Below are 23,093 nucleotides of genomic sequence, written 5' to 3' on the forward strand. Positions count from 1 at the left end.
GTTATCACCCGCCTTTCAGTTTATCAGTTTACAGTTTACAGTTTTTCATAAAAAGCGGCGCGGAAGCCAATGTGGCTACCGGAATACGCACGCGAGTAATTCAAGTTCAACGCCGCGACACCTGCGTCCGACATGCCGTACCATCCCGCTCCGCGCAATGGCAAACGCTCGCCACGATTATCAACATATAAATGCCCGTCTCCGTAAGTATAATCAGAAACAGGAAAAAGCCCTAATCCTTCTAATATCTGTGGAATTTTTATGTCACTTGCCACGGAAAGTTGACCAAACTGTCTACTCGACGAACCAGAATTCGTAATTTTTGTAGATAATTGAACACCGTTTACAATGTCATATTTAAGTGATTCCCATTCTTTTTGTGTTGCGGGCTCTTTAAGTATTCCATCTATCATAATAGTTTTCCATTCTGTGCTCGTATTGCTCATGTTGCAATCTATTTTCATGCAATTACCGTTAGGGATTACTTGAATCTCGCCATCTACAAGACGGAAGCCAGCAACCCACTCCCATACATTCCCGCAAAGGTCAGCAATTCCAGAACTATCATAATTATGATACCAAGTTACTGGTCCACTTCCCGTTGCAGTTCTTCCATCAAGTAATTTCCCATCACTAGTGTATTTGTATGTTACAACTCCCTTTTCGTGTAAATTTCTGTAATCATACCCATAATTTGTATTTCCATGTGGCGGTGTATTATTTTTATAACACCAGTTTTGGATTGTTGCCCATAAAGCATTTGAGAGCAAATGCCAACCAAGCCCCTTATTTCTACATACTTTTAAAGCTGTATCAAAGTTAATAGAAGTTTTCGGGTCTTTAAATGGCAAACTGTAAGCCCGGTCATTTACAACAATGTTTTGATATTTGCTTACATATATAACATCAATTTCTATTCCATCAACAATAAATGCAGGAAGCACATCTTCTGTTCCTCCTTTAATCAAATCCGAATATTTTAATTTTGGGAATGGAACAACAATTGATGGCATGCCAATATCATCAAGAATCACCGTGTTTTTCCCTCCCGAGAGGGCTTCAACAGATAATTTAAAATCATCAAAGTTTGTCATATTCTTTACACCTCCATTTTATATTTATACTAACGTCCAAAGCGTTAACGTGCATTTATCTATGTCAAAAGGAACAGGAAAGGGAACTTCTTTCGGTTGTTCGTTTTCATCCAATCCATCAGCTATAAAATCATACTCCCTTGCCGGGATATCAATTTGTGCAACATAGACTTCTGCAACTCCGGGAATAACTCCGCAAACAAGATTGCCGAATTTATCGCGGCATACGTCAATGTGATTCGGGTCGTCACGCTCGTATTTTTCAAGATTAAGCATTAGTTCATCATCAAATGTAACCTTACTTGTTTTTATTGTATATGGAATTTTTGTTCCTTCATTTTTATTAATAACAATCATCTTCTTACCTCCATTCGTTTAAGTTCTTTATACGCTTCACGTGAACGCGCGGCAATATATTCTGCCGCTTCTCTATCGTCAGATGAAACACCACACCCATTCTTGCCAAAACTGTCAAGCACATACGCTTCCCGCTTTCGGCGTTCTTCCGATTTAATGATAATATTAGCCATCAGTAAATGCCCCCTTTTACAATATATCTCACGGCAACGCTCGGAGCGCTTCCGGTAAATGCAATTTTGAATCCATTTAATTGCTTATCCTTTATGATAATGCGTCCTACATCACCACTAGTGTTTTTTATATCAATATCAACAGTGTAATCTATCGTATCCTGTTTATGAACAAGATCAATTGTTGTCATTGAATTGTTAAACGGGTATTCAAGACTATTTGTTAACGTAACTTCTCCAATTTCTCCTATCAATTTCTTAAATGTCTGTCCGTGATGTTGAAGCATTCTAATTGCTTCATTCCCCATTTCATTTGCGGCAAAAATTCCTTCTTCGATGTTGTTGAAGTTAGCCCCATTTTGTGCCGTCCCCTGCTGAATGACTGCGCCCTCAACGGGTTCATGGGTAACTGTTCCATCGCCGTTATCTATTTCTTTATAGCGGTTTTCATACTGTGTCACGTGGTCTTGCCAAAACGTGCGTTTATAAGCCATCTTTTTTTTACACCTCCTTAATATCAAATGCAAAGCGATATAAAACGCCTTCTTGCACGCTTTTAACTTCAATGTTTTCTGATTTTGAAGCCCACAAGTCATTGTTTGTATCGAAAAGCTGTACTTCTGTTATAGTTACATTACCTGTTGCTTGTGGATTAATAGAAAAATACACCGCGACTTTTCCGTCTGCAAGACGTTCTTTGTGATGTATAGATACCCTGTGATATGTTCCACCTATCTTGTAACGAGCATATGCAATGTTCCTTTCTATAAAAGCTTTGAACCCTTCCATTGCCTTTTCTGTAAGCATTGTTTTCACCCTCCTTTATTAACTTTTGCAAATGGATGTGCCGCAACGCTTAACGTTATACTTATATCCCTCTGCTGTCACTTCTTGAGAAATGCCGCCACTGTCTATTCTTGCAATTGTTGAGCGTTCCGGGATAGTTCCGGCGACTGGACTTGTAAACTTATATCCTTTCAAATCATTGTGTAATTCAATGTCTGTTTCCTCAATTGCCCCTATTATGTTTCTTTGCGGCGAAGTCCCCGCAAGCACTTTTCCCGTCATTCCAGTCGTATAGCAAAACGCATGTGTTTCAATCCCCAACACAAGTGTAACAGTACATTGATAAATGACATCATCCATATGTGCGCTTAATCTTTTATACGAATCAACTGCTTTTTTTATTTCAAAATATCCTGCTCCAATTCTTGAACGCGTCGTATCTAAAATAACGCGAAAAGAAAATGGCTCGCCACCATATTGAAACCATTCTTCAATGCGGCTGTTTGGGTGCAGGTTTCCGAGCGCAGTTTCAACTGCAAATTTTGTTCCTAGCCTTTTATGGACTTTTACGCTGTCTTTTATCAGCGCCCTTTTAGCTTCAATTGGATAACTATAATCGTACCAATCAACGTGTAAATCATATGCCAATATGTCAAGTACAGCTTCGTCAAGTTCATCAATTCTTGCATAAATAATATTAAGTTGCGCCATGCGGCTTGTTTTCTGCAATTCATCACCTATTACGCGAGCCAACGCAAGCATATCTTCATCATTTTTTAAACTTGGCGGTAACATCCTTGTTAAATCAATCCCATAAATTGTATTATTCATCTTCAAATCCTCCGTTTATTACGTTAGTCTTTTGAAGTACCGCAACTTTATTGCCATCAACGAGAGTATACTTAGGGCTTACAATGTCAACTCGTTTTATTCCTGTTTTCATAAGAAGTGAAATCAAATAAGATGGGTTAATGTCCCGTCCCATCTTCTCTGTTTGCCACTTAGTATATTCTCTAATTGCTTCCGCGACGTCTTGTTCTATAATTGCCGCGCTATTTGTGCCAAGTTGTGGAATGTAGTATGTCAATTCAATGTCAAAAGACACAACCTCCGGCGCGGATACTGTAACAAGGTCTGTAAGAGGTCTCGTCTTATCTGCGGAAAGTGCCGCTTCAACCTCTTTCAAGACTTCCTTATTTGGTAATTCTCCATCTTTTAATAGTACCCTAACATCCACAATGCCACGTTCTGTTGATATTGCTGAAACGTCCGCAACCTGTGATGAAGCTGTCTTTGCATGATAAATATACGCTCCCATTGGTCCTGCTGTCGAGAAACTTTCCATGCTCTCACGCATACGTTTATAAAAAGCTTCGTCCGTCTCCGTTTCTGCTCCACCTCCGCTGGTTGTAATGTTTTCAACTTTTTCATAATAAGGGAAAAGGTCTACAATTTGTGTAATTTGCCCCGGAACGAATCCATTTCCTATCGTTCCAACTATTTGACAAACTGCTGGAATATCGCCGTATAGTTCACCCGCTCGTATATAAAGGTTTTCCATTGTCTCAAATGTAATTTTTCCGTCAACAGTCACCCTTGTGCCCTTCGGCACAAGTTGTTGTGTCGCCAGCTTCGTTGATAAGTAAAACCGGAATGTTGTTTTTGCCGCTTGTGCCTGAAGCCTATACGTATCCTTGAATATCTCGGCAAGTGAATCTAAATATTCACCCTCTGCATATCTCGGAACATTTTGTTTTGCGGATTCATTGATTATAACCCTTTCTTGTACGATGATGTCCGCAATCCAAAGAATAAAAAGCCTTGTCGGGTCTGCTGGGTATAATGTCCGTCCTGTAAACATTTCATATGATTTTATTAGGCTGTTAACAAGCTTCTCCGTATCCGTATCAACAAAACTAATATTTGGATAATTTCTTTTACTATCCGCCAATTATATTCACCTCCACCCGCGGAATGAGCTTACCTGCTTGCGCTTCCTCTTCACTCTGCGTAAAAGATATATTTTCAACCTCCGCCCGCGGTTCGTACTGTTCGATTGCGTCCAGTACCTCCGAAACAAGAATTGCCTGTGCTACGGGGTAAGGCTTATCAATGAACCGCTGGGGAAGCCCAAAGCCCCGGTCAAGCGGTACGGTAAATTGTGGGGTTGAAATAATCATTGCTATGTTTTGTAAAATCTCTTCAACGACCGTTTCCGGCGCAAGATTTATTTTCTTATTTTCGTATGCCGTTACTATATGCGCCATGTTTATTACCTCCCTGCATAGGCTTTTAGCGAAATAGATACTTTCGCAACAAGTAAGTTCCCCTTATTATCGAACTTTTCCAAGTCCTTTGATGTTTTCTCTATGACCCATTTGTTCTTTCCATATGTTTTACTACCTATAATAAGACGCATAACCTTCCCCTTCCTCTCTGCGTCAAGAAGTTTTGTAATTTCCTGCATAGGATTAACTCCTAAGAACACTGAAAAATAGATACTAAACGAAATTGTATCCGCGTCCGTTCCTGTAAATTCAAGCAAAACATCTTTTAAATGCCTATCATGTGTGGCATATCTTACGGAACTATCCCATTTCATGTTGTCAAATGTCATTGCAGTTTTCCGCGATACACTGAAAACTATATCTCCCAAAGTGCCTATAGTTGCCATGTTAGATTCCTCCTACCACAAACCCATCATCGCCATTAGGAAGATATATACAAAGCACTAAGTCCCCTACTGATGGAATCCACGGCGAAACAGTAACTTCATGCCCGTGTTCTCCTTCTATCACTAATGTTTCTTTTACAGTTACAAATGGCGGGTTTCTAAGTATTTTTAGCGGTCCAGAAACAAGATTGTTTTTATCTACAAAATTCACACGCGCCGTTCTATTTTCGGTATTTACTGAACTTACCGTTCCAACACGCACTATGTTTTTTAATATTGTTAATTCTTCATTTACCCCATTAATATCCCTCCAGTACGCGACGCAATTTAATATCTATAGTATAACCTCCTGTTAAATTATGCGTTGCACTCTCAACGATATATTTGCCGTCAAATGCTCCATATCCGACTACATTAACCGTAACGCCTGCCACAAGGTCCAAATCACCGACAAGCGTAAAGTCCGCCGTAAATTCTCTTTTATTTTTCTGCCTTAACCTCTTCATTGCAAGCTGGCGAGCTTCCTCTCTGTTGTTCACCTTTTCGTTAATTTCTAGCACTTGACCGTTTTTATCTGCGTCCCTCGGCTTATAAGTGTATTCTATTGTTTCCCCTGTTTTTGGGTCTGTATAGCTAACATGGCAACTACTGTATGCTGTATCATTAAAATTCGTTGAAAATCTGTAACTTAAAACATCCGCTTCGCCACGTTTTATGGTTCTTATTGCGTCTTTTCCTTCATATGTCGCCGCATCAAATAGCACAATTGTTTTTGCTGTCACCTTTAATGAAATGCCAGCATTTTTACAAAGCGTCTGCAAGAACACAATATCTGATTGCTGTACCTGTTCACGGCGATTGTAGTATGGATTATATGCTGATTCAAACATGCACTTCATACCGTTTTTATTTGCGATTTCTTCTACAATAGATTTAAGGTATATATTTTCCCATGCTTTTGTTTTTTTCTGTTTACGGATTGTTGATGTGTAAGGAATAGAAGTGCCTTTTATATTTACTTTTGCAGGTGGTCCACTCCCGTCAATGCTATCCACTTCAAACACTCCGCAATCAAGTACTTTATCTTTTCCGGTAGAATCCCAATTCTTCTGGATAATTATAGCGCGAATCATCGCCCCTTTTGCACCAGCGCTTTGTGTCATTGTGTCTTGCTTTTCAGCTATTTTTTGCACTTGATTTTCTGCAAACCACCCTTTATGGTCAACATGTATCGGATATGGTATACCTTTTTTCAAATTTAAATGTCTAACCTTCCCTTTGTGGTTTGTAAGCATTTTTCCGGGCTTTCCATTTCCATAACTGCTATATTGCGGTTTACCACTTACGCTAACTTCATCCCCTATTTTCCAGCCGTCCTTTGAAGGCGGTGGGTCTGATGGCTGGGCAGGTGTGTTTAACCAATCACCCAACCACACCCCTTCCCTATCATCAAGTGTCAACTGTAAGTCGTCTGTCTTATCCTCTTCATTGTCCGTATACGTCATAGATAGTAAATATTTGTTTATGTCTGCACTGATGTCTACTCCTTCAAACTCAAGGCGTATTTCAACACGCCTTGCCATATTGCTATCACTCATAAGCTAGCCCCCTTTTCCACGGCGGCAACTTTGCCGAAAATTCCGTTTCAACATCTGGAATATCAAGCACGATTCCCGCAGGGAAAATGACAATATCACGATATTGTATATTATTTTTAATGAATTTATCTGTATATGCTTCGTCACCCAGTGTTTTATACGCTATTGTATCCCACATATCCCCGGAGACCGTTGTATATGTTTTACTCATATCTTCCCCGCCTTTCGTCCTCTTCTCTTTTTCTCATTCTTTCATCTACTTGTTTCAATAGTTCTTGATTATTTTTGCGTAACTTTTCTTCCAAATCATCTGGTTTATTTCCGTCAATATGGATTATCGGCTGGTTAGTTATTTCAATTTTCATTGAATGCTGTGTTGAATCTGCTCTTACTGTTGGGGCTTGAACGTCTGTTGCTGTGTTTGTACTGTATTGAAGCTGTGGTAATGCCATGCCATTTGTCGTTACTGCTGCCATTTTTGCAGATGAAAAGATCGTTTGTAATGTCGGCGCAATTGTAACAACCTCTTTAACTTCTCTGTAATTATTTTGTGTTCGTGCCTTATTAATATTGTTAAATATCTGCCCTGTCTGTGCGGCAGTAAACACTTTTCTGCCTTTTGCATTTGTAATAAGTTCGGCACCTTTTTCGCCTGCAATAAATGTGTCCGGAGTACTTTCTGTTCCTTTTGCGAACATCGGTATTTCTGGTACTGATAATCCCTTGCCGCCGATAACTGGAACCCAGTTAGGTATCTGAATCTTATTAAGCCCACGAATAAGGGTATTTACTCCACTTATAATAAAATTTAAGGGTGCTTTGATGATACTTTTCATTGCTTCCCAAACACCACTAAATATGCTTTTAACCCCTTCCCAAGCTTGCTTCCAATTACCTGTAAAAACACCGATGAAAACATCTATTATCCCTTTAATGACACTTAATGCCCCACCGATAACACCCATAATAGTACTTAATGATGTACTAATTATAGCCTGAATTGTCGGCATTAAAAATTGAATAATACCCATTATTGCCGTTGCTACTCCTTGAATGACCATCCACACACTTTGTATGATACCGGAAATAGTAGGTGCCCATTCTGCAAGTTTTTGTGCAATCATCGGTAATACTGTGCCAACTATGAAATTAAAAACACCCTCAATTATCGGCTTTACGTTCGTATTAACAAAGTTTATGAATTGACCAACAATGTTTCCTATTGTTTGAAATACTGTTACAAACCCATTTAGGAAATTTGTTAATGCTGGGTAATTTCCAAATGTTTCATCTATGAATTTCCTCATCCCTTCAATGCCGCCATCTGTAAACACATTCTTTATTGCATTTCCGATATTGCTTATAACTCCAACCACTTTATCAAATACCACAAGTCCCGATTTACCGAATACATTTTCTATAACTTCCCTTACTTTATCCATATGTCCGTGTAAAAGTTGAACTGCGGATACGATTAGCATAACCACCCCAACAACTGGGAATATTTTTCCAAACAAACCGCTGAATGGTCCAAAAATAGCCCCGCCAAGTTTCGCAAGGGGTGCAAGTAATTTACCTATTCCCATAAATGGTTTAGCTATCATTATTCCAATTTTTCCAAGAGGTCCAGCTACAATTTTACTTCCTACACCTCCGAATATCGACGCTATTTTGCCGCCAATTCCTCCGAATACAGTTACTAATTTCCCGCTGATTCCACCGAAAGCATTTCCAAACACCCTGCTCATTCCAGAAAACAATGTTGCAATTCTGCCGCCGCCGAATACTTGCCCAATTGCACTTTCTACACCACCAAGCGCGCCTTTAATTCCTCCAAAATAGTTTTTAATTCCTGCCCCTGCTGTTGTAAGTCTGTTTGAAAGTCCCATCGCTTCAACGCTCGCCGACGCTGTTCTGCCCTTAAAAAGCGTAAAAACCTTTTGTACTGCATTTATGCCCTGCTTCATATCCAAAAACGCTAACTTCGCGCCAAGTGTTGCAATCTTTAATGTAGCTAATCCTCCGACAACTTTTAATATTGTTCTAGTTAATTCTGGATTCGCGTCTGCAAACTGTGTAAGCTTTGTAAGGAATGCTGTTACCTTTTCCATACCTCTCGTAAGCGCTGGCAACAATGCGTCACCTAAAGCAATTTGTAAACCTTCTAACGCTGATTGAGCAAGTATTACTTTTCCCTCGAAATTGTCAAGCATCGTTTCCGCCATTTTCTTTGCGGCGCCATCTGCGTTATAAACAGCCTGTGCCAACTTATTGTAATCTTCTTCCGATGAATTTACAATGGATAGTAAACCCGCCATCGCTGTTTTACCTGCAATTGCTTCTGCTTCTTGTACTTTCCCAGCGGCTGTTAAACCTTCCATAGCCTGTGTTACTTCTCCGTATAGTTCTGCTTGAGTTTTAAGCTCTCCATTTTCTTTTTTAAGGTCTATTGCAAGGCTTTGTGCTGTTTGCGTAAGACTTGCTTCCGCCGCGGCTTTTTCTGCCTGTGTCATTCCATTAAATGCTGTTCTTACATCATCTATAATCTCTTTTAGTCCTCGCATTGAACCATCTGCATTATTTGTCGTGACAATGAACTCTGCGCCATCTGCTTGCGCAACCTTAAAGTCACTAGATAAAGCCGTAAATATTCTGCGCAACGACGTTCCACTTTGACTTGCTTTAATTCCCGAATTTGCCATCAACCCAAGTACAAGTGCGGTATCTTCAACAGCAAACCCATATGCCCCAGCGAGTGGCGCGGCATATTTAAATGATTCTCCTAGTAATGAAACGTTCGTGTTTGAGTTGCTTGAAGCCGCGGCGAGAACATCCGCAAAATGGGCGCTGTCACTTGCTTTTAACCCGAATGCTGTTAATGCGTCCGTTACAATGTCGGATACGATCCCCAATTCTTCGCCTGACGCCGCCGCGAGGTCCATGACACCTTCTAGCCCCGCAAGCATATCTCCTGTTTTCCATCCTGCCATCGACATATATTCAAGGGCTTTCCCTGCTTCAACTGCCGTAAACTTTGTTGTTGCCCCCATCTTCTTGGCTTCTGCAATAAGAAGTGTCATTTGCTCCTTTGTTGAACCGGAAATAGCTTCAACCTTCGACATTTGCGCTTGAAATCCTGCCGCAGTTCGTACTGGTCCAGCGTATATTGCCGCACCTATGGCAGTTACAGCACCGACTGTTCCAAGTAGTTCCTTTCTGGTTTTTCTAATTTGTTCCGCATTTTTCTGTTGGGCGGCGGTTATCTTTGATAGTTCCTCCTGACTTTTCTTTACCGCTTCATAACTTTTCGCAAGTTTACCGTTTGCCGCTTCCAAATTGTTAGTGTTTACACCCGCAGTTCGTAACTCTGAACCTAATTTCCCAAGTTTCTTTTCTTGCTCACTTATGCGAGTAGTTGTCTGTTCAATCTGGCGGGCATTGCGTTCAAATTTCTTCCTCAATTCCTCCGATGGCTTTTCAGTCTTGCTCATTTCCTGTTGTAGTCTTTCATGTTCTACGTTAAGTTCTGCCAATTTTTCTTTGTTTTTTTCTATAGCTTCCGATTGTTTCTTATATCCATCAATCTTTCCAGAAAGTGAATTTATTTTTGTGAGGGTGTTCTGGAGTTGCTTTGTTGTATTCATTGCTGTTTGAAATGTGCTGTTGAAATTTCCTCCAAGTGCGGCTTTTAATTTAAAGAGCAACTCATATTCTTTTCTACTTCCCGCCAATTACTCACCCCCTTTTGCGTCCTCTTCTGCGGCGGCATTTACATCACGTATCCACGCCACAAACTCTGTAGTTGTCATTTCAACCCAAAAAGAAACAGGCGTGAAAGTTGCCTTTGCAAGCCTGTAGCTTTCTTGACGCCACCAACGCCCCGGGCTTTTTAATAGCCCGAACTTATTAAAAAATTACGTGCCGCATTGGTGATTTTATTAAATTCTACAAGTGGCATACTTTCCAATACATCCGCGCCGATTCCTCCGGCTTTTGCCGCCATCCTGCATTGAAAACCTCTTGATATTTCCGGGGCAAGTGCGTATTCTCCCATTTCCTGCATTTCGGTTTCAATGGAAATCATGTCTTTCCCGGTCAATCTATCAAAGTAAAAATTAAGTGTTTCAAACTTTTTCCCTTCAAATTCAAAAGGCTTTTTAAACTTGTGAACATAAACCCCATTTTCGCCTTCTGTAGCGTTTTTATTTACTCCGGGATTTAAGGCATTCGCTGTTTCCCCTTCCCCCAAATCTATAATCGCACCGGGCGCAAGTTCAACTGATGTATTTACTTGACTATCTACTTTTTCTTTCTCTGTAGCTAATTGTGAGCCTTCCATATTCATGCTTTTAATATTTTTTTCACTCATTTTCTTTCCTCCTAATATTTTTTATTGATAAAATGAAAACCAGCGAGTTTTCTCGCTGGTTATTTTCCAAGTGCCTTACGCACATCTGCCAAATAGTCTTTGCCATTTACAAAATATATAAAATTTAAAATGTCAATTTCAAGTGTCTTTTTCCCGTCAATGAACGTTGCCCAATAGGTTGCAGAAAACTCCATTGAAGCTTCTGCTGGAGAAGCTGGAGCAACCTTTCCGGGATTAAGCTTTTTGGGCTTAACAACCATTACATGCTTAACAGACGTAACGGTTGTTTGCCCAGAAACAGTATCTTTCCCCTGTTGCGCAACCCTTAAATCAATTTGATGGTCGCGTGGTTCAAGTAATGCCACTGCGTCTTTTACAAGAGTTCTAAAGTTAAGCGTAAGCGTCATTGCTTCAAGGTGTCCAAGTATAACACTTTCAAAGGTTCCGCTAATTCCTGCCCCTTTCACTTCCTCTGTCAAGCTCGAAATTTCCGGCAATGTTACTTCTGCCATTCCGTAATATTCTGTTGAGTTTTCATATACAGCAAAGTTAATTATAGATTCGTTAATTTTTGGCATATCCATTTACCTCCTTTACGCCTTTAATGCCGCAGTAATATAATTTGCATCATACTCTAAAATAAACTCTAATTCTTTCGCTGGTGATGGCGGTGTCATATAAATGTGGAAAACAGCTTTCCCCGCCATAAGTGCAGTTGTGCTGTTTTCCTCGTCTTTAAATTCAACTCTGCCACCAAGCAACTTTTCTTCTGATGTAAGTCCATTCAACCAAATGTTAAGGCTGTCAATAATGGAATCAATCAAACGACGGTTTAACTTGCTGTCAATCCTTGACCAGTACGTTAAAATAACACTGTTAGAAACCCAGTTGAACATACGGGACACACAAATAAAATAGTCCTTTACATCCGTGTTAGCAGGAAAGCAGGCTGTTTCATTGCCCCAAAGAACGAAACCACCTATGAAATTCAAGGCGGTAACAATTCCGTTTGAGTTAAGGAAATTCGCTTCCTGTAAACCTATAGCAATTTCTGTTCCATCTTTTAGGACCGCACTATCAATTTGCATCAGTTTATTTGACGGACTTTCGCAAGGGCAATCGCCGTTTTCTGTATCAACTCTTGCTATAAGCCCTGCCATCTGTGTTGACATGTGAAACACTCTGTTTCCAAGCTTACACATAGGGAAGCAAAGTATTTGCGTTTTTGAGTTGATATTATCTGCTCTCTTCCAAGCAGGTGCGTCCGCATAGTGCTTTACGGTTGTTGTATCTACATCAATCAATGCTTTGCCCTCAAAGATTCCATTGATATTTTGCGCTTTACTACTCATAATTGCCGCAATTTCTGCTTTATGGGACCATCCCGGGCAAAGTATAATATCCGGAATAATGCCTAACATCGGAAAAACTTTGTCAATTAGTTCAAATCCTGTGCTTTCCTTTGTTTCCACATTGAAGCCGCCTATTATTTCCGCGTCTGTAACTTTTGATGAGTCAACTTCACTATAAGCAATGTTTAGTTTTGTTGTTGATTCTAGTATTGTTCCACCGTCAAGAACTTCAAGCACAAGTTTTTCATTGTCATAGAATAAATCATAGTCCTTTCCAACTTCGTATGCTGTTCCTCCTGCTCCTGCTTCACTTTTTACAACAACGGTGCTTTTTATAGCTTCAAGCGGCAAGTATGCTTTTTTCTCTACTAGGTCAATATCTGCCGCAGGAACTACCTTTTTATGTTTTGCAGGGTCAAGCACATTAACAAATACAACCGGGCTTACTCCATAAAGTTTAAAGTGTGAATACATTACTTCGCAAAGGTTGTATTTCTCCCAGTTATCACTATAACCCAATGCGGTAACTACTTCATTGTAATTGTTTCCAAGTATAGGAACATTCGTTTTCCCACCTACCATGTGAACTGGCGCTGTACCTACAACAAAGGCAATTCCACTTCCCGCCGCAACCGGAGTTGAAACCGATGTTTCAATTTGTCGCGTTTTTACACCATGATAATATGCCATCTTTATTCCTCCTTATTATTACTCATTGCAGAAGCAATATCATTGTAATATTTATTAATAACGTTTCCCGGCGCTTGTACTTTTGCTTTCATTTCGCCTAACTTATGGACCGGGACAATCAAGCGCACAATTTCCGGGTATTCTTCTAATACTTCTTTGTAATATGTTTTAATTTCTTCAATTCCACCGCATAAAACAATATTGCTTTTTAACTTTCCGCCCGGTAACGACGGTCCAATGTAAACAAAATGCTTATAACCTTCGTTTTCTGTTTTTGCTTTTTTTGTTTCTATTACGTTCACCGTTTCTTCTGGTGAATTAGTATTTTTCTTTACAGCCATAAACCTTCAACCTCTCTTTCTACCTCTGGAATTTCCCATATCGTTAACATTTCGCCCATGTAAAATGGGGCTGTACTGTCTGGATAAACAATATATTCAAGTGGTTTCTTAATCAAGAATTGTTTCCCAATGATTCCCGTTTTTAATAATGCAATTCGTATTCGGGTTAATAGATTTAAAACGTCTAGTGCTCCCTCTCCGCCATCTTCCGAATATGTCGCAACAACTATTCTGATTTTGCATTCACTTTCTGCGCTTTGCCCTTCTTCCTGTTCATCTTTACCCGTTAAAAACTGCAAAAGAATGTATGGAATAAGTTTTATTTCTGCGTCTTTGTCGGGTAGTCGCATTTTATGAACCTCCGCGGGTCTTTCGCTCAATTCCCCGCTACTTCCTCTTACTCGAACAGAAAGAATAATGTCTTTTATATGTTCTTCAATGAACTTTTTTAATTCATCAAGCAATACAATAGGGGTCATAGTTTAATCCCTCCCTTAAACATAGCCGTTTAATATACGGCTTATTTCATGCTCAATACGTTTATCAATTGTTTCTTGTGCGGCGGCTTCAACTTTTTGTATTACCCCTGCATTACCCATCATGTGTGCTGTTGATGGTCCGAAAAGCTGTTGAGACGTTTCACGCTTGCTAGTCATTCGTTCAAAAACTCCTGCGCCATATCTTCCTAGATTCGCAACATACGCCGATTGTAACCGTTTCCCACCTTCTGTTCTTAAAACAGACACACTCACTGTCTTTCTTTTTGGTTCACTCGGCGTTACTTTAAACTTAATTAATGGAATCACTGACCCTGCAAATTCAATTTGCCCTTCCAAATTTCTCATGCTCGCCCGTTTCAACTTCATGTTTTGATTGCTGGTAATGTCGCTTTGTTTTATGCGGTACGTTTCCCGAATCATTTTCCCAGACTTTGAACGTACCGTCATTAACGCTCTATTTATCGTGTTGTAAAAGGCTTTGTTAGGGGCATTTTTTATTCCTCCAAGTATCAAATTAACCCTTTCTATTTGTTCGTTTGTTATTTCAATCATTCGTCTAACCTTTCTAAATCAAGAATAATTTCGCCCGCTTCATTTCCCACTTTTGCAATTCTAAAAATTTCGTCTCCAACTTCTATTTTTGCACCTTGTCGTGGCAAGATATTTAAATCGCTATAAGCAACGTACATCGTTACATCGACACGAAAAACGCCGTCTACGTTATCGCTTGACGGCTTTTTTCTGTCTTGTACGCCCTCATAATCAAGGACTATCGGAATATTGTAATAGTTATTGTTGTAATGAATTTCTGTTTCTTCCGCAAATTCTTTTGTGTTGTGGAAAATGTCTTTTACATCACGTTTAAGTTGTTCTTTAAAATTCACTAAAGCACCTTTGCAACAAACCAACTATCAACTTCATGTGGAACGGGAAGAGGGTTACTATTAAGTTGTAAGAATCTGCGTGATGGGTTTCTTTCAATCCAAGAATCCGGCACTTTTGCGCCCTCTACTGTAACGAAATTCTTTGTATTTTCATCGAGCAATGTTACTGCTCCATAATACATAGAATAGCTTGCATTTGTAGAAAGAAGTGTAACAGTTCCTTCTGGAACGAGTGGTTTCTGCTCCGGCGCTTCCGGATTCGTCCAATCATCTAAAAACCATTCATTATAAGTGTAAATATCCAATCCCTCTGCATGAAGCGTCCCGATGTAAGTAACACCATTTGGAAGTTCACGTGGTTTGATTACCGCAAGGTCATAACCCTTTGTATCAAGAAGCTTTTGAACTTTTGCGTTGTTAATAAACGCCGCCGCAACATCGTCTGCCATTACGCAAACATTGCAGTTAACAAATCCATTCTTTTGAACTTGTTTTCTCCATTTTTTAAGGTCTGCAATAGGGTCTGATGTGTCAGCGGTCCATTTTTTGCCTGCCGTTGTTATGGTTTCAGTGTTCGTAAATGAAAAGTCAATTACTTCATTGATACCATCGCCCACAATCGGAATTGTACCTGTAAAAATAGCCTGCGCCGCCATCCATTCTTCACGGCGGATAATCATTTCGTTAAGTTCTATAAAATCCTGTGCAAGCTTTTCAATCGCTCTTTCCGCTGGACTTTTTCCACTATAAATACTTTCGCCCGGAAGCCTGTTTAAAAGGTCGTCAACGGTTGTAATTTTATTCGGCGCTACAAGTGGCGGAGTATATGTTTTAGTCTGATAACCACTATTTGGAATTGTCTTACCTCCAATTTTTCTATGAACAAACGGGGCAAGTGCTCTGTTGCCCTTTTTAAAGTCAACATCAACACTCTTTGTTGAGAATGTCTGCACATTTTTAAAGAATGTTGTTCTAAAAAACGTATGGACTGCTGGCATACGGTAAACAACTTTTCCCATAGTACGTGGGTCAAAAATACTTATTTCATTAGCCATTTTTAATCTCTCCTTTACTTTAAGAAAATTCCTAGTTTTCTACATGTTGTTTTCAATTCTTCAATTGTCACGCCATCTGGTAATGTGATTGCGTCCGCAAAAAATTCACCTGTTAGGTAATATACTATTTTACCGCCGTTCGGTTCATCTGCGGCAATTCCTAAAAGATTCGCAAGCGTTCCCCCTGCAACTTCTTCAATTCCTGTTTCTCCCTTTGTAATAGGTGCATATTTCCTTATAACTGCCCCTTTTTTGATTGTGTCCGAATCGGTCACAATAGGGAAATCGCCCGCAAAAAAGTTTTTTGGTGTGTGTACTGCCGTGTCAATCTCAAACATTCTTCATTCCTCCTTCTTATTTCTTTTCTGGGAACAGCTTATCAATTGCCGCGTCATATGGATTTTCTCCACTTTTTCCGCTTATGTCCTCTTGATTGCTGTTGCCTACATTGTTTACATTACTATCATTTACGTCTGTGGCTCTGTTCACAAGATAATTTGTGCCTTGCTTTTTCTGCTCTGCGATAATTCGTATTGCAACCTCTGCCGCATTAATAGGCTTTTCAAATTTTGCATTCTTCACAATTTCTTCAAAGCCATCAAGTGACAGTTCTTCAATATCTTTAATGCGATTACGTTCTTCCACCGCCGCATTATTCGCAATTTGCTTCGTTAAATCCGGGTAAGCGGCTTTCAGTTCGTCAACTGTTTTAATTTCCATAGTACTTCCACTCTCCTTTTCTTGAATTTTTTTTGATGTATTTGAAAAACCACCGTTAGTGTGGGCTGGACGGTGGTTTAATAACGATATTGGCATATTGGGATATCTTGTAAGGTCGAACGAAACGGCATTCACTACAACACGCGATGAATTTTCAACTTGCGTTTCAATCTCTTCAAACATTAGTTTATCGCAAAATCCACTTTCAACAGCTTCTTTGCCATCGTACCAAGTTTCCTTTGCCATAAGCTCTGCTATTTCTTCCGTCGATTTCCCGGTTTTCAGCGCATATCCATTAATGATTGATTGTTTTATTACTTTCAGCTCTTCGGATAGCTTGATAAAATCTTCTTGGCTGTAATAGCCCCAAGTACCCATTTTAGGGTCATGAATCATAAATACACCATTTGCAGGTATTTCTATCACATCACCAGCCATTGCAATAATTGTTGCCGCAGAAGCCGCCCAGCCATCTATTTTTACGGTTATACGTGCCTTGTGGTCTTTTAACCTTGTATATATTGCATTCGCGGCAAACACATCGCCACCACCGCTGTTGATTCTTACAACGATTTCTTCAACATCGCCAAGCGCGTTCAAATCATCATTGAATTGACGCGGTGTTATATCATCATCCCACCAACTCGTACTTGAAATATCGCCGTAAAGAATTAGTTCGGCTGGCTCTGAATTTAATGGGCTTGTGAAATTCCAGAACTTATTTGCTATTTTCTGTTTCGCCAATGTCTCTCACCTCTTTCATTAATTTTTCTTCTTGTTTCAATTGCTGTATGTTTCTATAAAAATCACTTCCCGCCATTTCCATAGCTTCACGGTCACGAGTAGAGAACCCATTTTGCACCCTTTTTTCCGCCGCAGTAACCTCTTGTACCGGGTTTAAAAGTCCTTGCGCTGGTCCATTCCATTCTGCACCGCAATACGCCTTTCTAATAATCGGGTCTGCAAAAAATCCCGGCGCCGATATTCTTCCTTTTGCCACCGCTTCCGCAAGCCATTCTTCAAAAATCGGCTGGCAAAAATCATTTGCAAGCCAAGTGCGGTACATCCGGAACATTTTCCAAGCTTCTAGTAAGGCACCTCTTGAAGCACTATAAGAAGCATTGAAATTTTTTACAAGCAATTCATAGGGTATTTCTAGCGCCGCGCCAATTTGCCTACAAATAGCGATAACAAACCCATCAAATGCGCTATTAGGTCTGCCGGGATTTAAAGCATTCGCTGTTTCCCCTTCCCCCAAATCTATAATCGCACCGGGCGCAAGTTCAAATGTGTTATCTTCTCCACTATCTACTTGTAGTCCCTGCGGTATAACTTCACCAAATGCAGAATCATTTGACGCGTTCTCTTTCTCAATAAATACTGTAAACATCCCACTAACAACTGCGGCGACAAGTTCTGCGTCTGTGTATCTCCCTAATTGCTTTAGTGCTTCAATTACAGGCGCTAGAAACGGAACTCCTCTGCGCTGTCCTATACGCTCACGGTTCATAATATGAAGTACGTTTCTTCTTCCTGTTTTTTCTCCATAGGCTTCGACACGCGCCCACTTTGTTTCAATGCTTTCAAAAGACAATGGATGGTGCGTACTAATGTGATATGCTACAACTTCCCCAGCTTCGTTTACTTCAACACCTCCGATAATCTTGGGGTCTGTGTTACCTGCAGGGTTACTTAATCTATCTGCTTCAATTAATTTAATTCTTAAATCATACGGCATGTTAATTCGCTTTGTAACTGGTAAGGTAACTATTACATCCCCACTCATAAGCCAATTCAAAAATGCCAATTGTTGAAGTTCATAGAAATTATCAAGTCTTTCAATGTCACACGCTGTGGAATCAGCCCACAAAGCAAATTCTCGTTCAATTTTATTTTCTAACTTCCTCACTTCTTCTTCTGTGATTCCTAAAATCTCATAATCAACTTGACTTTTAAGTTTCAATCCTCCACCAACAACGTTAGTTCTGCATGTTTTAATTGCTCCGGTTGCCAAAGGCACACCCATATATAAATCACGTGAACGTTGCCTAAGGGTTGAAAGATTGTCTTGTATATCCTCTTTGGCGCTTCCTCCGCCGTAAAGCCATCCAAGCAATGATTTTTTAGTATGTGAAGCCCCATAATTGCCGTATCCACTGTTCATTATTTGAAGTCTCTGGCGCGCGGCGGCTCTTTTAAGTCCTTTTTCCGGGGATATTGTTGCAATTGCCTTGTCTAATATATTCAATCATTCCCACCCCCTTTATAGATCACGTGGAATAACCTGTATCACGCGGTTTCTTCCTCTTCTCTTTTCTATATTCTCAAGCTTCGCGACTTCGTTTTGCCAAAATTGAATTTGCTTGCGGATTTCCGAAAGATTCGCTTTTGTCAAACTTCGTGTTCCTATCGTATAACTTTGATGTGTTGTTACTTCAAGCTCTGCTTCAAGCCAAGCCTGTAAATGCCTTTTTGCTGTTTCTAATGTGTATCCTGCCAATTATATAACACCTCCCGAGCGCGTATGCCTACCTTTTTTCTTTGTTTGTGTAGTTGGCGTATCTGTATTGTCTGGCTTTTTCAATACTGGGTTGGCAATTTCTAGCGCAACCGTTGCATAGTTTCGACAATCCAATGGTTCATTACGTTTGTAACTACTATCTTTTAATGTCCAAATGTATTGTGCTTTACCTCTTTTATAGGTCATAACCATTTTTTCAGAAGTCAACCCTTTGAAATATTCTTCTGTATAACCCCTATCTTTTTCCTTTGGAAAATGACAATAATTCGCTCCTTCTTCCTGTACTGCTAGCCGTTGATAAAGCAACGCTTTACCTGTATCAACTCCTACGGTGAACAAAGGGGTTTTTTCTCTGTTTGATGTTGTCGGCTTGTTGTAGTATGGAACTTCTGCGCCACCTTTGCCCTTAATCGCAAACACACGACGCGCAATTCTGGTTTTACAAAACTTATATACTTGATTCGTGAAATGTCCCCCACTGTCTATGCAAGCGCATATAATTTTTAGCTTCGCGCCATCCGAACGAGTGAAAGTTTGATTAAGAAAAGCGTCTAGTTCATCCCACACGCCTTTCAATTTCAAATCTCCATATATAACTTGATATTTGATTCCCCAACTTTCTTTACCCTCACCCCATCCAACAACCTCGATTTCAAATCTGTCATCTTGTGTGTCAACCCCGGCTGTAAGACAAATCACATCTTCCGGGACTTCGCAATTATATTTTTCGCGACGTTTGTAAAGTTCGTCCTTTTCAAGTTGCTCGCCCTCTTCCTCCCATGTTTGCCCCATTTCTGTGTTGGTCCACACTTTTAGCAATTCAATATTGCCTTTTTTCTTTTCCTCATTGGCAGTCAAGAACTTTGACACAATTTCTTTCCACTCAACAAATAGTGAAGCAAGGGCATTTAAATGGAACCCTCTCACTTTTCTTTCCGGATACTTGGCAACGAACTTGCCTTTGTGAAAAAGTTCTTTCCACTCAACTTCACTAGAAATTACGCCACATTTGCAACAAGCATGTGAAATTTCGTCAAGGTTTTCTTTATCAAATACAATTTGCCCCCACTCTAACGGTTGCAGTTCTCCACACTCTGGGCACGGTACGTTCCATGTTTCCTGTGTGGAATGTTCGTATTCAACTTCGATTCGCGAAAGTCCTTTTATCGTCGGCGTTGAAACACAAACTTCTTTTTTGTTCCAAAACGTTGTCAATCTCTTCCCCGCAAGTAATAGCGGGTCGCCCTCATTTCCTGCGGTCGCCGGGTATGCGTCAATTTCATCCGCTAGTAATATACGAATCGGTCGGCTTCTTAATCCCGCTGGTGAATTTGCCCCAACCATCGTTACGTGTCCACCCGGAAAAATTTTTTGCAATATCGTGTTACCGCTGTTTCGACTTTTATCATTTACCCTTTCTTGCAATGCTGGTGTATCACGCAACATAGGGGAAAGTCGGTCTTTACTAAATGTTTCTGCCATCTGAATCGTTGGTTGTAATACCATAATCGGACTTGGGTCATAGTGCATGTAATAGCCAATAGGATTCAAGATAAATCCGTCAGTTTTACCTATTTGTGCCGCACTCATTACGACAATCTTTTGTACTTTAATATCTGAAATCGCGTCCATGATTTCACGCTGATATGGTGCTTTTGATGTTCTCCATCGTCCCGGTTCGGCTGATGATTCGGAAGAAAGACGCCTGTATTCATCCGCCCATTGTGAAATAGTCATATCTGGCGGTGGCTTTAATACTGAAAATATTTTTTCAAATAAATCAATTGTCGCTTTCTTCATCTTCTTTTACCCTTTCCCCAAAAACTGTTTTGAAGTCCGAAAGCTCGTTTAATGCTTCGTCTATATATTCTTTTAAAATCTTGAATATCTCTGTTTTATCCGTTTTTTTACTCAAAACAGGTGAGAGTTTTGACGGTATAGCCATTAAACGGCTCTTAAAATTTATTAACATGTCAGTCATAACCCTTTCAATATCCTCTGAATTATGCAACTGATTTTCTTTGATTTTTAATTCAAATTCTTCATTTAACCGCTTTGCACGCACAAGCTTTGCCCTTTCTGCGTTGTAGTTAATGGCTTCTTCACTTTCTGGATTGCCCTTTCTTAAATAATTGATATAACTATGAACGGTTGGCAAAAGTTCATAAAGACCGTTACTGTTCGGATATTCTTCAATAATTTTTTCATCCCGCAATTGCCGCACTCGGCGTTCCGTGATGTCAAGAAAACGCGCAATCGCCCGTGCGTCATAAAGTTTCAAAAGCCGCACCTCCTTCCCTGTTTTTTAACACCCCCCTCTTTAAAATTTTCCAGTAGCTCCGGAAGTGATTATTTTTTATAATTTTCTAAGCAAGTGCCGGGGGTCAACGTACCCGCAGGCTTCTTTTATCGCTGGAAGAACCTATATTTTTCCGGTTTTTAGGTTATGGTATCTTCGTTTTCATCGTCTTTCATGTCGTCAATTTCTCCAGTTACTGGGTCAACGTTATACACACCTGTCAACCTCTGTTTTGTAAGGCGATATTTTTTCTCTTCAAGTTCAATGCGACGGTTATCAAGTTCATATGACTTTATGCTATCAAGAAGTTTTATGATTCTTCCATGCGTCTTATTTAATTCGGCTTCAAGCTTCATTGCCCTGTCGAACGGGCTTGCTTTAACGACTGTTTTCATTGCTGTTTTTAATTTCTCTATGGTGTCATTTTCTTCTTCCTCTTCATCGTTTTGTTTACCTTTCTTCTTCTTTGGCGATTTTGGCACAAGCATTTCAACTACTTTATCCACGTGCAATGTTTCTGCGTCCTCTTGCTCTAAAGCTTTAATCTTTTTCTTTAAATCATTCTCTTTCGCTATAAGCAATTGAAGTTCGCGCAACATATTTTCTTGCGTGTTTAATGTTATTGATTCTATATATTCCCGCTCTTCCGGAGGTAGGTCGTCAAGATGTATAGTTGAATACGCTCCGTGTGTTTCTGCATTTTTATTTCTTATAGGCGCACCATGACCGACGGCATTTGTATTCCCTTTCTGCCCTCCACGTTTCCGCTTTGAAAGTTTTTCTTCTAAAGCGTCTTTCCATTTATCTTCACTTTTCCATTTTCTTATTCTGCTTTCTGGTACTTCTGCCATTTCTGCTAATTCTTTTGTCGACATAGTACCATCGCTTTTTAACCATTCTTCCATCGCTTTGTCGCGGTTCGGATTTCGCGGTCTCGCCACCTGTTTCACCCCCTATTCGTTTGTTTTACAATTTGCCTTCCGCTACTCTCACGGAAGCAAAAAAATAATGAGCCTAAAATTAAACAGGCTCATTGGTATAGATTTCCATAATACTAATATAACTCATAAAAAGCGGACAAAACGGACAAAATCTAAGCTTCTTTAAAAAATCTTTTTATCTTTTTTCTTGCTGTGTCGCCGTTAGGATAACCATAGACTTTTAAGGCAACCCTATTCCATTGCATTCCTTTTATATACCTTAATTCTATAATCTGCCTTACTTTGCTATCCTCTACACTCTCTATAAAATTTTCTATTTCTTCTAACTCATGATATAGTGCTGTTTTGCGTATAATTAACTTTTCTTTCACATTATTTACTCTCTCGCGTTTTTTCATATCAATTCCAGTTATGCGAATCGTATGTTCCGTGTACGGAAATGCGCTTGTTGAACCTCGCACGGTATCCGATACATATTCCTCTGCTTCTTGCTGAATCTCTAAAATTCTACTCTCTAACATCTTAATTTCTCTCGTTTTATCTTTGTATTGTTCAAGTTTTTTTAAATCCATTCTGCATAACCCTCTTTCTTGAAATATTTTTTAAGGCGGTTTATATTTCCTCTGAAAATATCTAAGGTTCATTTCTCTTTTATTAAAAGTAATTCTAATCTGTATCAAGGCGCCTGTTACCCGCTCCATTACCTCTTGCGGTATTGATTGCCTTGTTATTTCCATGT

The 23,093-nt window shown here is 39.8% G+C and carries 30 protein-coding genes; all 30 read right to left on the bottom strand.

All coding sequences use genetic code 11. The features are described 5' to 3' along the window. Window positions 1–35: 35 nt before the first annotated feature. A complete protein-coding gene (locus KQI42_RS09670) occupies window positions 36–1,094 on the bottom strand; it encodes a hypothetical protein (protein WP_216519255.1) in 1,059 nt (352 codons plus the stop codon). 24 nt (window positions 1,095–1,118) lie between these two features. After that, window positions 1,119–1,451 (bottom strand): hypothetical protein, encoded by a 333-nt coding sequence (locus KQI42_RS09675; RefSeq protein WP_216519257.1) that lies wholly within the window; start codon window positions 1,449–1,451, stop codon window positions 1,119–1,121. Then, window positions 1,448–1,573, bottom strand: a complete 126-nt coding sequence (locus KQI42_RS21345; protein ID WP_281420400.1) for a hypothetical protein — start codon at window positions 1,571–1,573, stop codon at window positions 1,448–1,450. The genes KQI42_RS09675 and KQI42_RS21345 overlap by 4 nt, the downstream gene beginning before the upstream one ends. 50 nt (window positions 1,574–1,623) lie before the next feature. Further along, complete coding sequence (locus KQI42_RS09680; RefSeq protein ID WP_216519258.1) at window positions 1,624–2,118, bottom strand: hypothetical protein; 495 nt, start codon at window positions 2,116–2,118, stop codon at window positions 1,624–1,626. Between the two features lie 7 nt (window positions 2,119–2,125). Then, a complete protein-coding gene (locus KQI42_RS09685; RefSeq protein WP_216519260.1) occupies window positions 2,126–2,431 on the bottom strand; it encodes a hypothetical protein in 306 nt (101 codons plus the stop codon). Window positions 2,432–2,449: 18 nt separating this feature from the next. Continuing rightward, complete coding sequence (locus KQI42_RS09690; protein ID WP_216519262.1) at window positions 2,450–3,241, bottom strand: phage tail protein I; 792 nt, start codon at window positions 3,239–3,241, stop codon at window positions 2,450–2,452. Continuing rightward, the gene (locus tag KQI42_RS09695) at window positions 3,234–4,361 is read right to left on the bottom strand and encodes a baseplate assembly protein (protein ID WP_246566340.1); all 1,128 of its coding nucleotides are present in this window, start codon (window positions 4,359–4,361) and stop codon (window positions 3,234–3,236) included. Before KQI42_RS09695 ends, KQI42_RS09690 begins: the two co-directional genes overlap by 8 nt. Further along, window positions 4,351–4,677, bottom strand: a complete 327-nt coding sequence (locus tag KQI42_RS09700; RefSeq protein WP_216519263.1) for a GPW/gp25 family protein — start codon at window positions 4,675–4,677, stop codon at window positions 4,351–4,353. The genes KQI42_RS09695 and KQI42_RS09700 overlap by 11 nt, the downstream gene beginning before the upstream one ends. A 5-nt stretch (window positions 4,678–4,682) precedes the next feature. Beyond that, complete coding sequence (locus KQI42_RS09705) at window positions 4,683–5,084, bottom strand: phage tail protein (RefSeq protein ID WP_216519266.1); 402 nt, start codon at window positions 5,082–5,084, stop codon at window positions 4,683–4,685. A 1-nt stretch (window position 5,085) separates the two neighbouring features. Then, the gene (locus tag KQI42_RS09710) at window positions 5,086–5,346 is read right to left on the bottom strand and encodes a hypothetical protein (protein WP_216519269.1); all 261 of its coding nucleotides are present in this window, start codon (window positions 5,344–5,346) and stop codon (window positions 5,086–5,088) included. Between the two features lie 37 nt (window positions 5,347–5,383). Then, window positions 5,384–6,682, bottom strand: a complete 1,299-nt coding sequence (locus tag KQI42_RS09715) for a phage late control D family protein (protein WP_216519271.1) — start codon at window positions 6,680–6,682, stop codon at window positions 5,384–5,386. Continuing rightward, window positions 6,675–6,893, bottom strand: a complete 219-nt coding sequence (locus KQI42_RS09720) for a tail protein X (protein ID WP_216519273.1) — start codon at window positions 6,891–6,893, stop codon at window positions 6,675–6,677. Before KQI42_RS09720 ends, KQI42_RS09715 begins: the two co-directional genes overlap by 8 nt. Next, a complete protein-coding gene (locus KQI42_RS09725) occupies window positions 6,886–10,413 on the bottom strand; it encodes a phage tail tape measure protein (RefSeq protein WP_216519275.1) in 3,528 nt (1,175 codons plus the stop codon). Before KQI42_RS09725 ends, KQI42_RS09720 begins: the two co-directional genes overlap by 8 nt. A gap of 158 nt (window positions 10,414–10,571) precedes the next feature. Continuing rightward, window positions 10,572–11,051, bottom strand: coding sequence for a hypothetical protein (locus tag KQI42_RS09730; RefSeq protein ID WP_216519277.1), 480 nt, complete (start codon window positions 11,049–11,051; stop codon window positions 10,572–10,574). A gap of 59 nt (window positions 11,052–11,110) precedes the next feature. Next, window positions 11,111–11,629 carry a phage major tail tube protein gene (locus KQI42_RS09735; protein ID WP_216519279.1) on the bottom strand — a complete coding sequence of 173 codons (519 nt, stop codon included), beginning with the start codon at window positions 11,627–11,629 and terminating at the stop codon, window positions 11,111–11,113. Window positions 11,630–11,644: 15 nt separating this feature from the next. Continuing rightward, on the bottom strand, window positions 11,645–13,093 hold the full coding sequence (locus tag KQI42_RS09740; protein WP_216519281.1) for a phage tail sheath family protein: 1,449 nt from the start codon (window positions 13,091–13,093) through the stop codon (window positions 11,645–11,647). Window positions 13,094–13,095: 2 nt separating this feature from the next. Further along, a complete protein-coding gene (locus KQI42_RS09745; protein WP_216519283.1) occupies window positions 13,096–13,434 on the bottom strand; it encodes a hypothetical protein in 339 nt (112 codons plus the stop codon). Then, window positions 13,425–13,913, bottom strand: a complete 489-nt coding sequence (locus KQI42_RS09750; RefSeq protein ID WP_216519285.1) for a hypothetical protein — start codon at window positions 13,911–13,913, stop codon at window positions 13,425–13,427. Before KQI42_RS09750 ends, KQI42_RS09745 begins: the two co-directional genes overlap by 10 nt. Window positions 13,914–13,928: 15 nt before the next feature. After that, on the bottom strand, window positions 13,929–14,486 hold the full coding sequence (locus KQI42_RS09755; protein WP_216519287.1) for a phage tail protein: 558 nt from the start codon (window positions 14,484–14,486) through the stop codon (window positions 13,929–13,931). After that, window positions 14,483–14,818, bottom strand: a complete 336-nt coding sequence (locus KQI42_RS09760) for a hypothetical protein (RefSeq protein ID WP_216519289.1) — start codon at window positions 14,816–14,818, stop codon at window positions 14,483–14,485. Before KQI42_RS09760 ends, KQI42_RS09755 begins: the two co-directional genes overlap by 4 nt. After that, window positions 14,818–15,873, bottom strand: coding sequence for a major capsid protein (locus tag KQI42_RS09765; RefSeq protein WP_216519291.1), 1,056 nt, complete (start codon window positions 15,871–15,873; stop codon window positions 14,818–14,820). The genes KQI42_RS09760 and KQI42_RS09765 overlap by 1 nt, the downstream gene beginning before the upstream one ends. Window positions 15,874–15,887: 14 nt before the next feature. Beyond that, a complete protein-coding gene (locus KQI42_RS09770; RefSeq protein WP_216519293.1) occupies window positions 15,888–16,211 on the bottom strand; it encodes a hypothetical protein in 324 nt (107 codons plus the stop codon). Between the two features lie 16 nt (window positions 16,212–16,227). Continuing rightward, the gene (locus KQI42_RS09775; RefSeq protein WP_216519295.1) at window positions 16,228–17,337 is read right to left on the bottom strand and encodes a head maturation protease, ClpP-related; all 1,110 of its coding nucleotides are present in this window, start codon (window positions 17,335–17,337) and stop codon (window positions 16,228–16,230) included. Continuing rightward, window positions 17,312–18,841 (bottom strand): phage portal protein, encoded by a 1,530-nt coding sequence (locus tag KQI42_RS09780; RefSeq protein WP_246566343.1) that lies wholly within the window; start codon window positions 18,839–18,841, stop codon window positions 17,312–17,314. The genes KQI42_RS09775 and KQI42_RS09780 overlap by 26 nt, the downstream gene beginning before the upstream one ends. A gap of 15 nt (window positions 18,842–18,856) precedes the next feature. Further along, complete coding sequence (locus KQI42_RS09785) at window positions 18,857–19,093, bottom strand: DUF6148 family protein (RefSeq protein ID WP_216519297.1); 237 nt, start codon at window positions 19,091–19,093, stop codon at window positions 18,857–18,859. Further along, window positions 19,094–20,914 (bottom strand): phage terminase large subunit family protein, encoded by a 1,821-nt coding sequence (locus KQI42_RS09790; RefSeq protein WP_216519299.1) that lies wholly within the window; start codon window positions 20,912–20,914, stop codon window positions 19,094–19,096. Next, window positions 20,895–21,404: a hypothetical protein gene (locus KQI42_RS09795; RefSeq protein ID WP_216519301.1), complete on the bottom strand. Its 510-nt coding sequence runs from the start codon at window positions 21,402–21,404 to the stop codon at window positions 20,895–20,897. The genes KQI42_RS09790 and KQI42_RS09795 overlap by 20 nt, the downstream gene beginning before the upstream one ends. 149 nt (window positions 21,405–21,553) lie before the next feature. Next, window positions 21,554–22,354, bottom strand: a complete 801-nt coding sequence (gene terS, locus KQI42_RS09800; protein WP_216519303.1) for a phage terminase small subunit — start codon at window positions 22,352–22,354, stop codon at window positions 21,554–21,556. Window positions 22,355–22,506: 152 nt separating this feature from the next. Then, window positions 22,507–22,926, bottom strand: coding sequence for a hypothetical protein (locus KQI42_RS09805; protein WP_216519305.1), 420 nt, complete (start codon window positions 22,924–22,926; stop codon window positions 22,507–22,509). A gap of 30 nt (window positions 22,927–22,956) precedes the next feature. After that, complete coding sequence (locus tag KQI42_RS21350) at window positions 22,957–23,091, bottom strand: hypothetical protein (protein WP_281420401.1); 135 nt, start codon at window positions 23,089–23,091, stop codon at window positions 22,957–22,959. Window positions 23,092–23,093 lie beyond the last annotated feature (2 nt).

Source organism: Tissierella simiarum (assembly GCF_018917865.1).
In the GTDB taxonomy this organism is placed as follows: Bacteria; Bacillota; Clostridia; order Tissierellales; family Tissierellaceae; genus Tissierella_C; species Tissierella_C simiarum.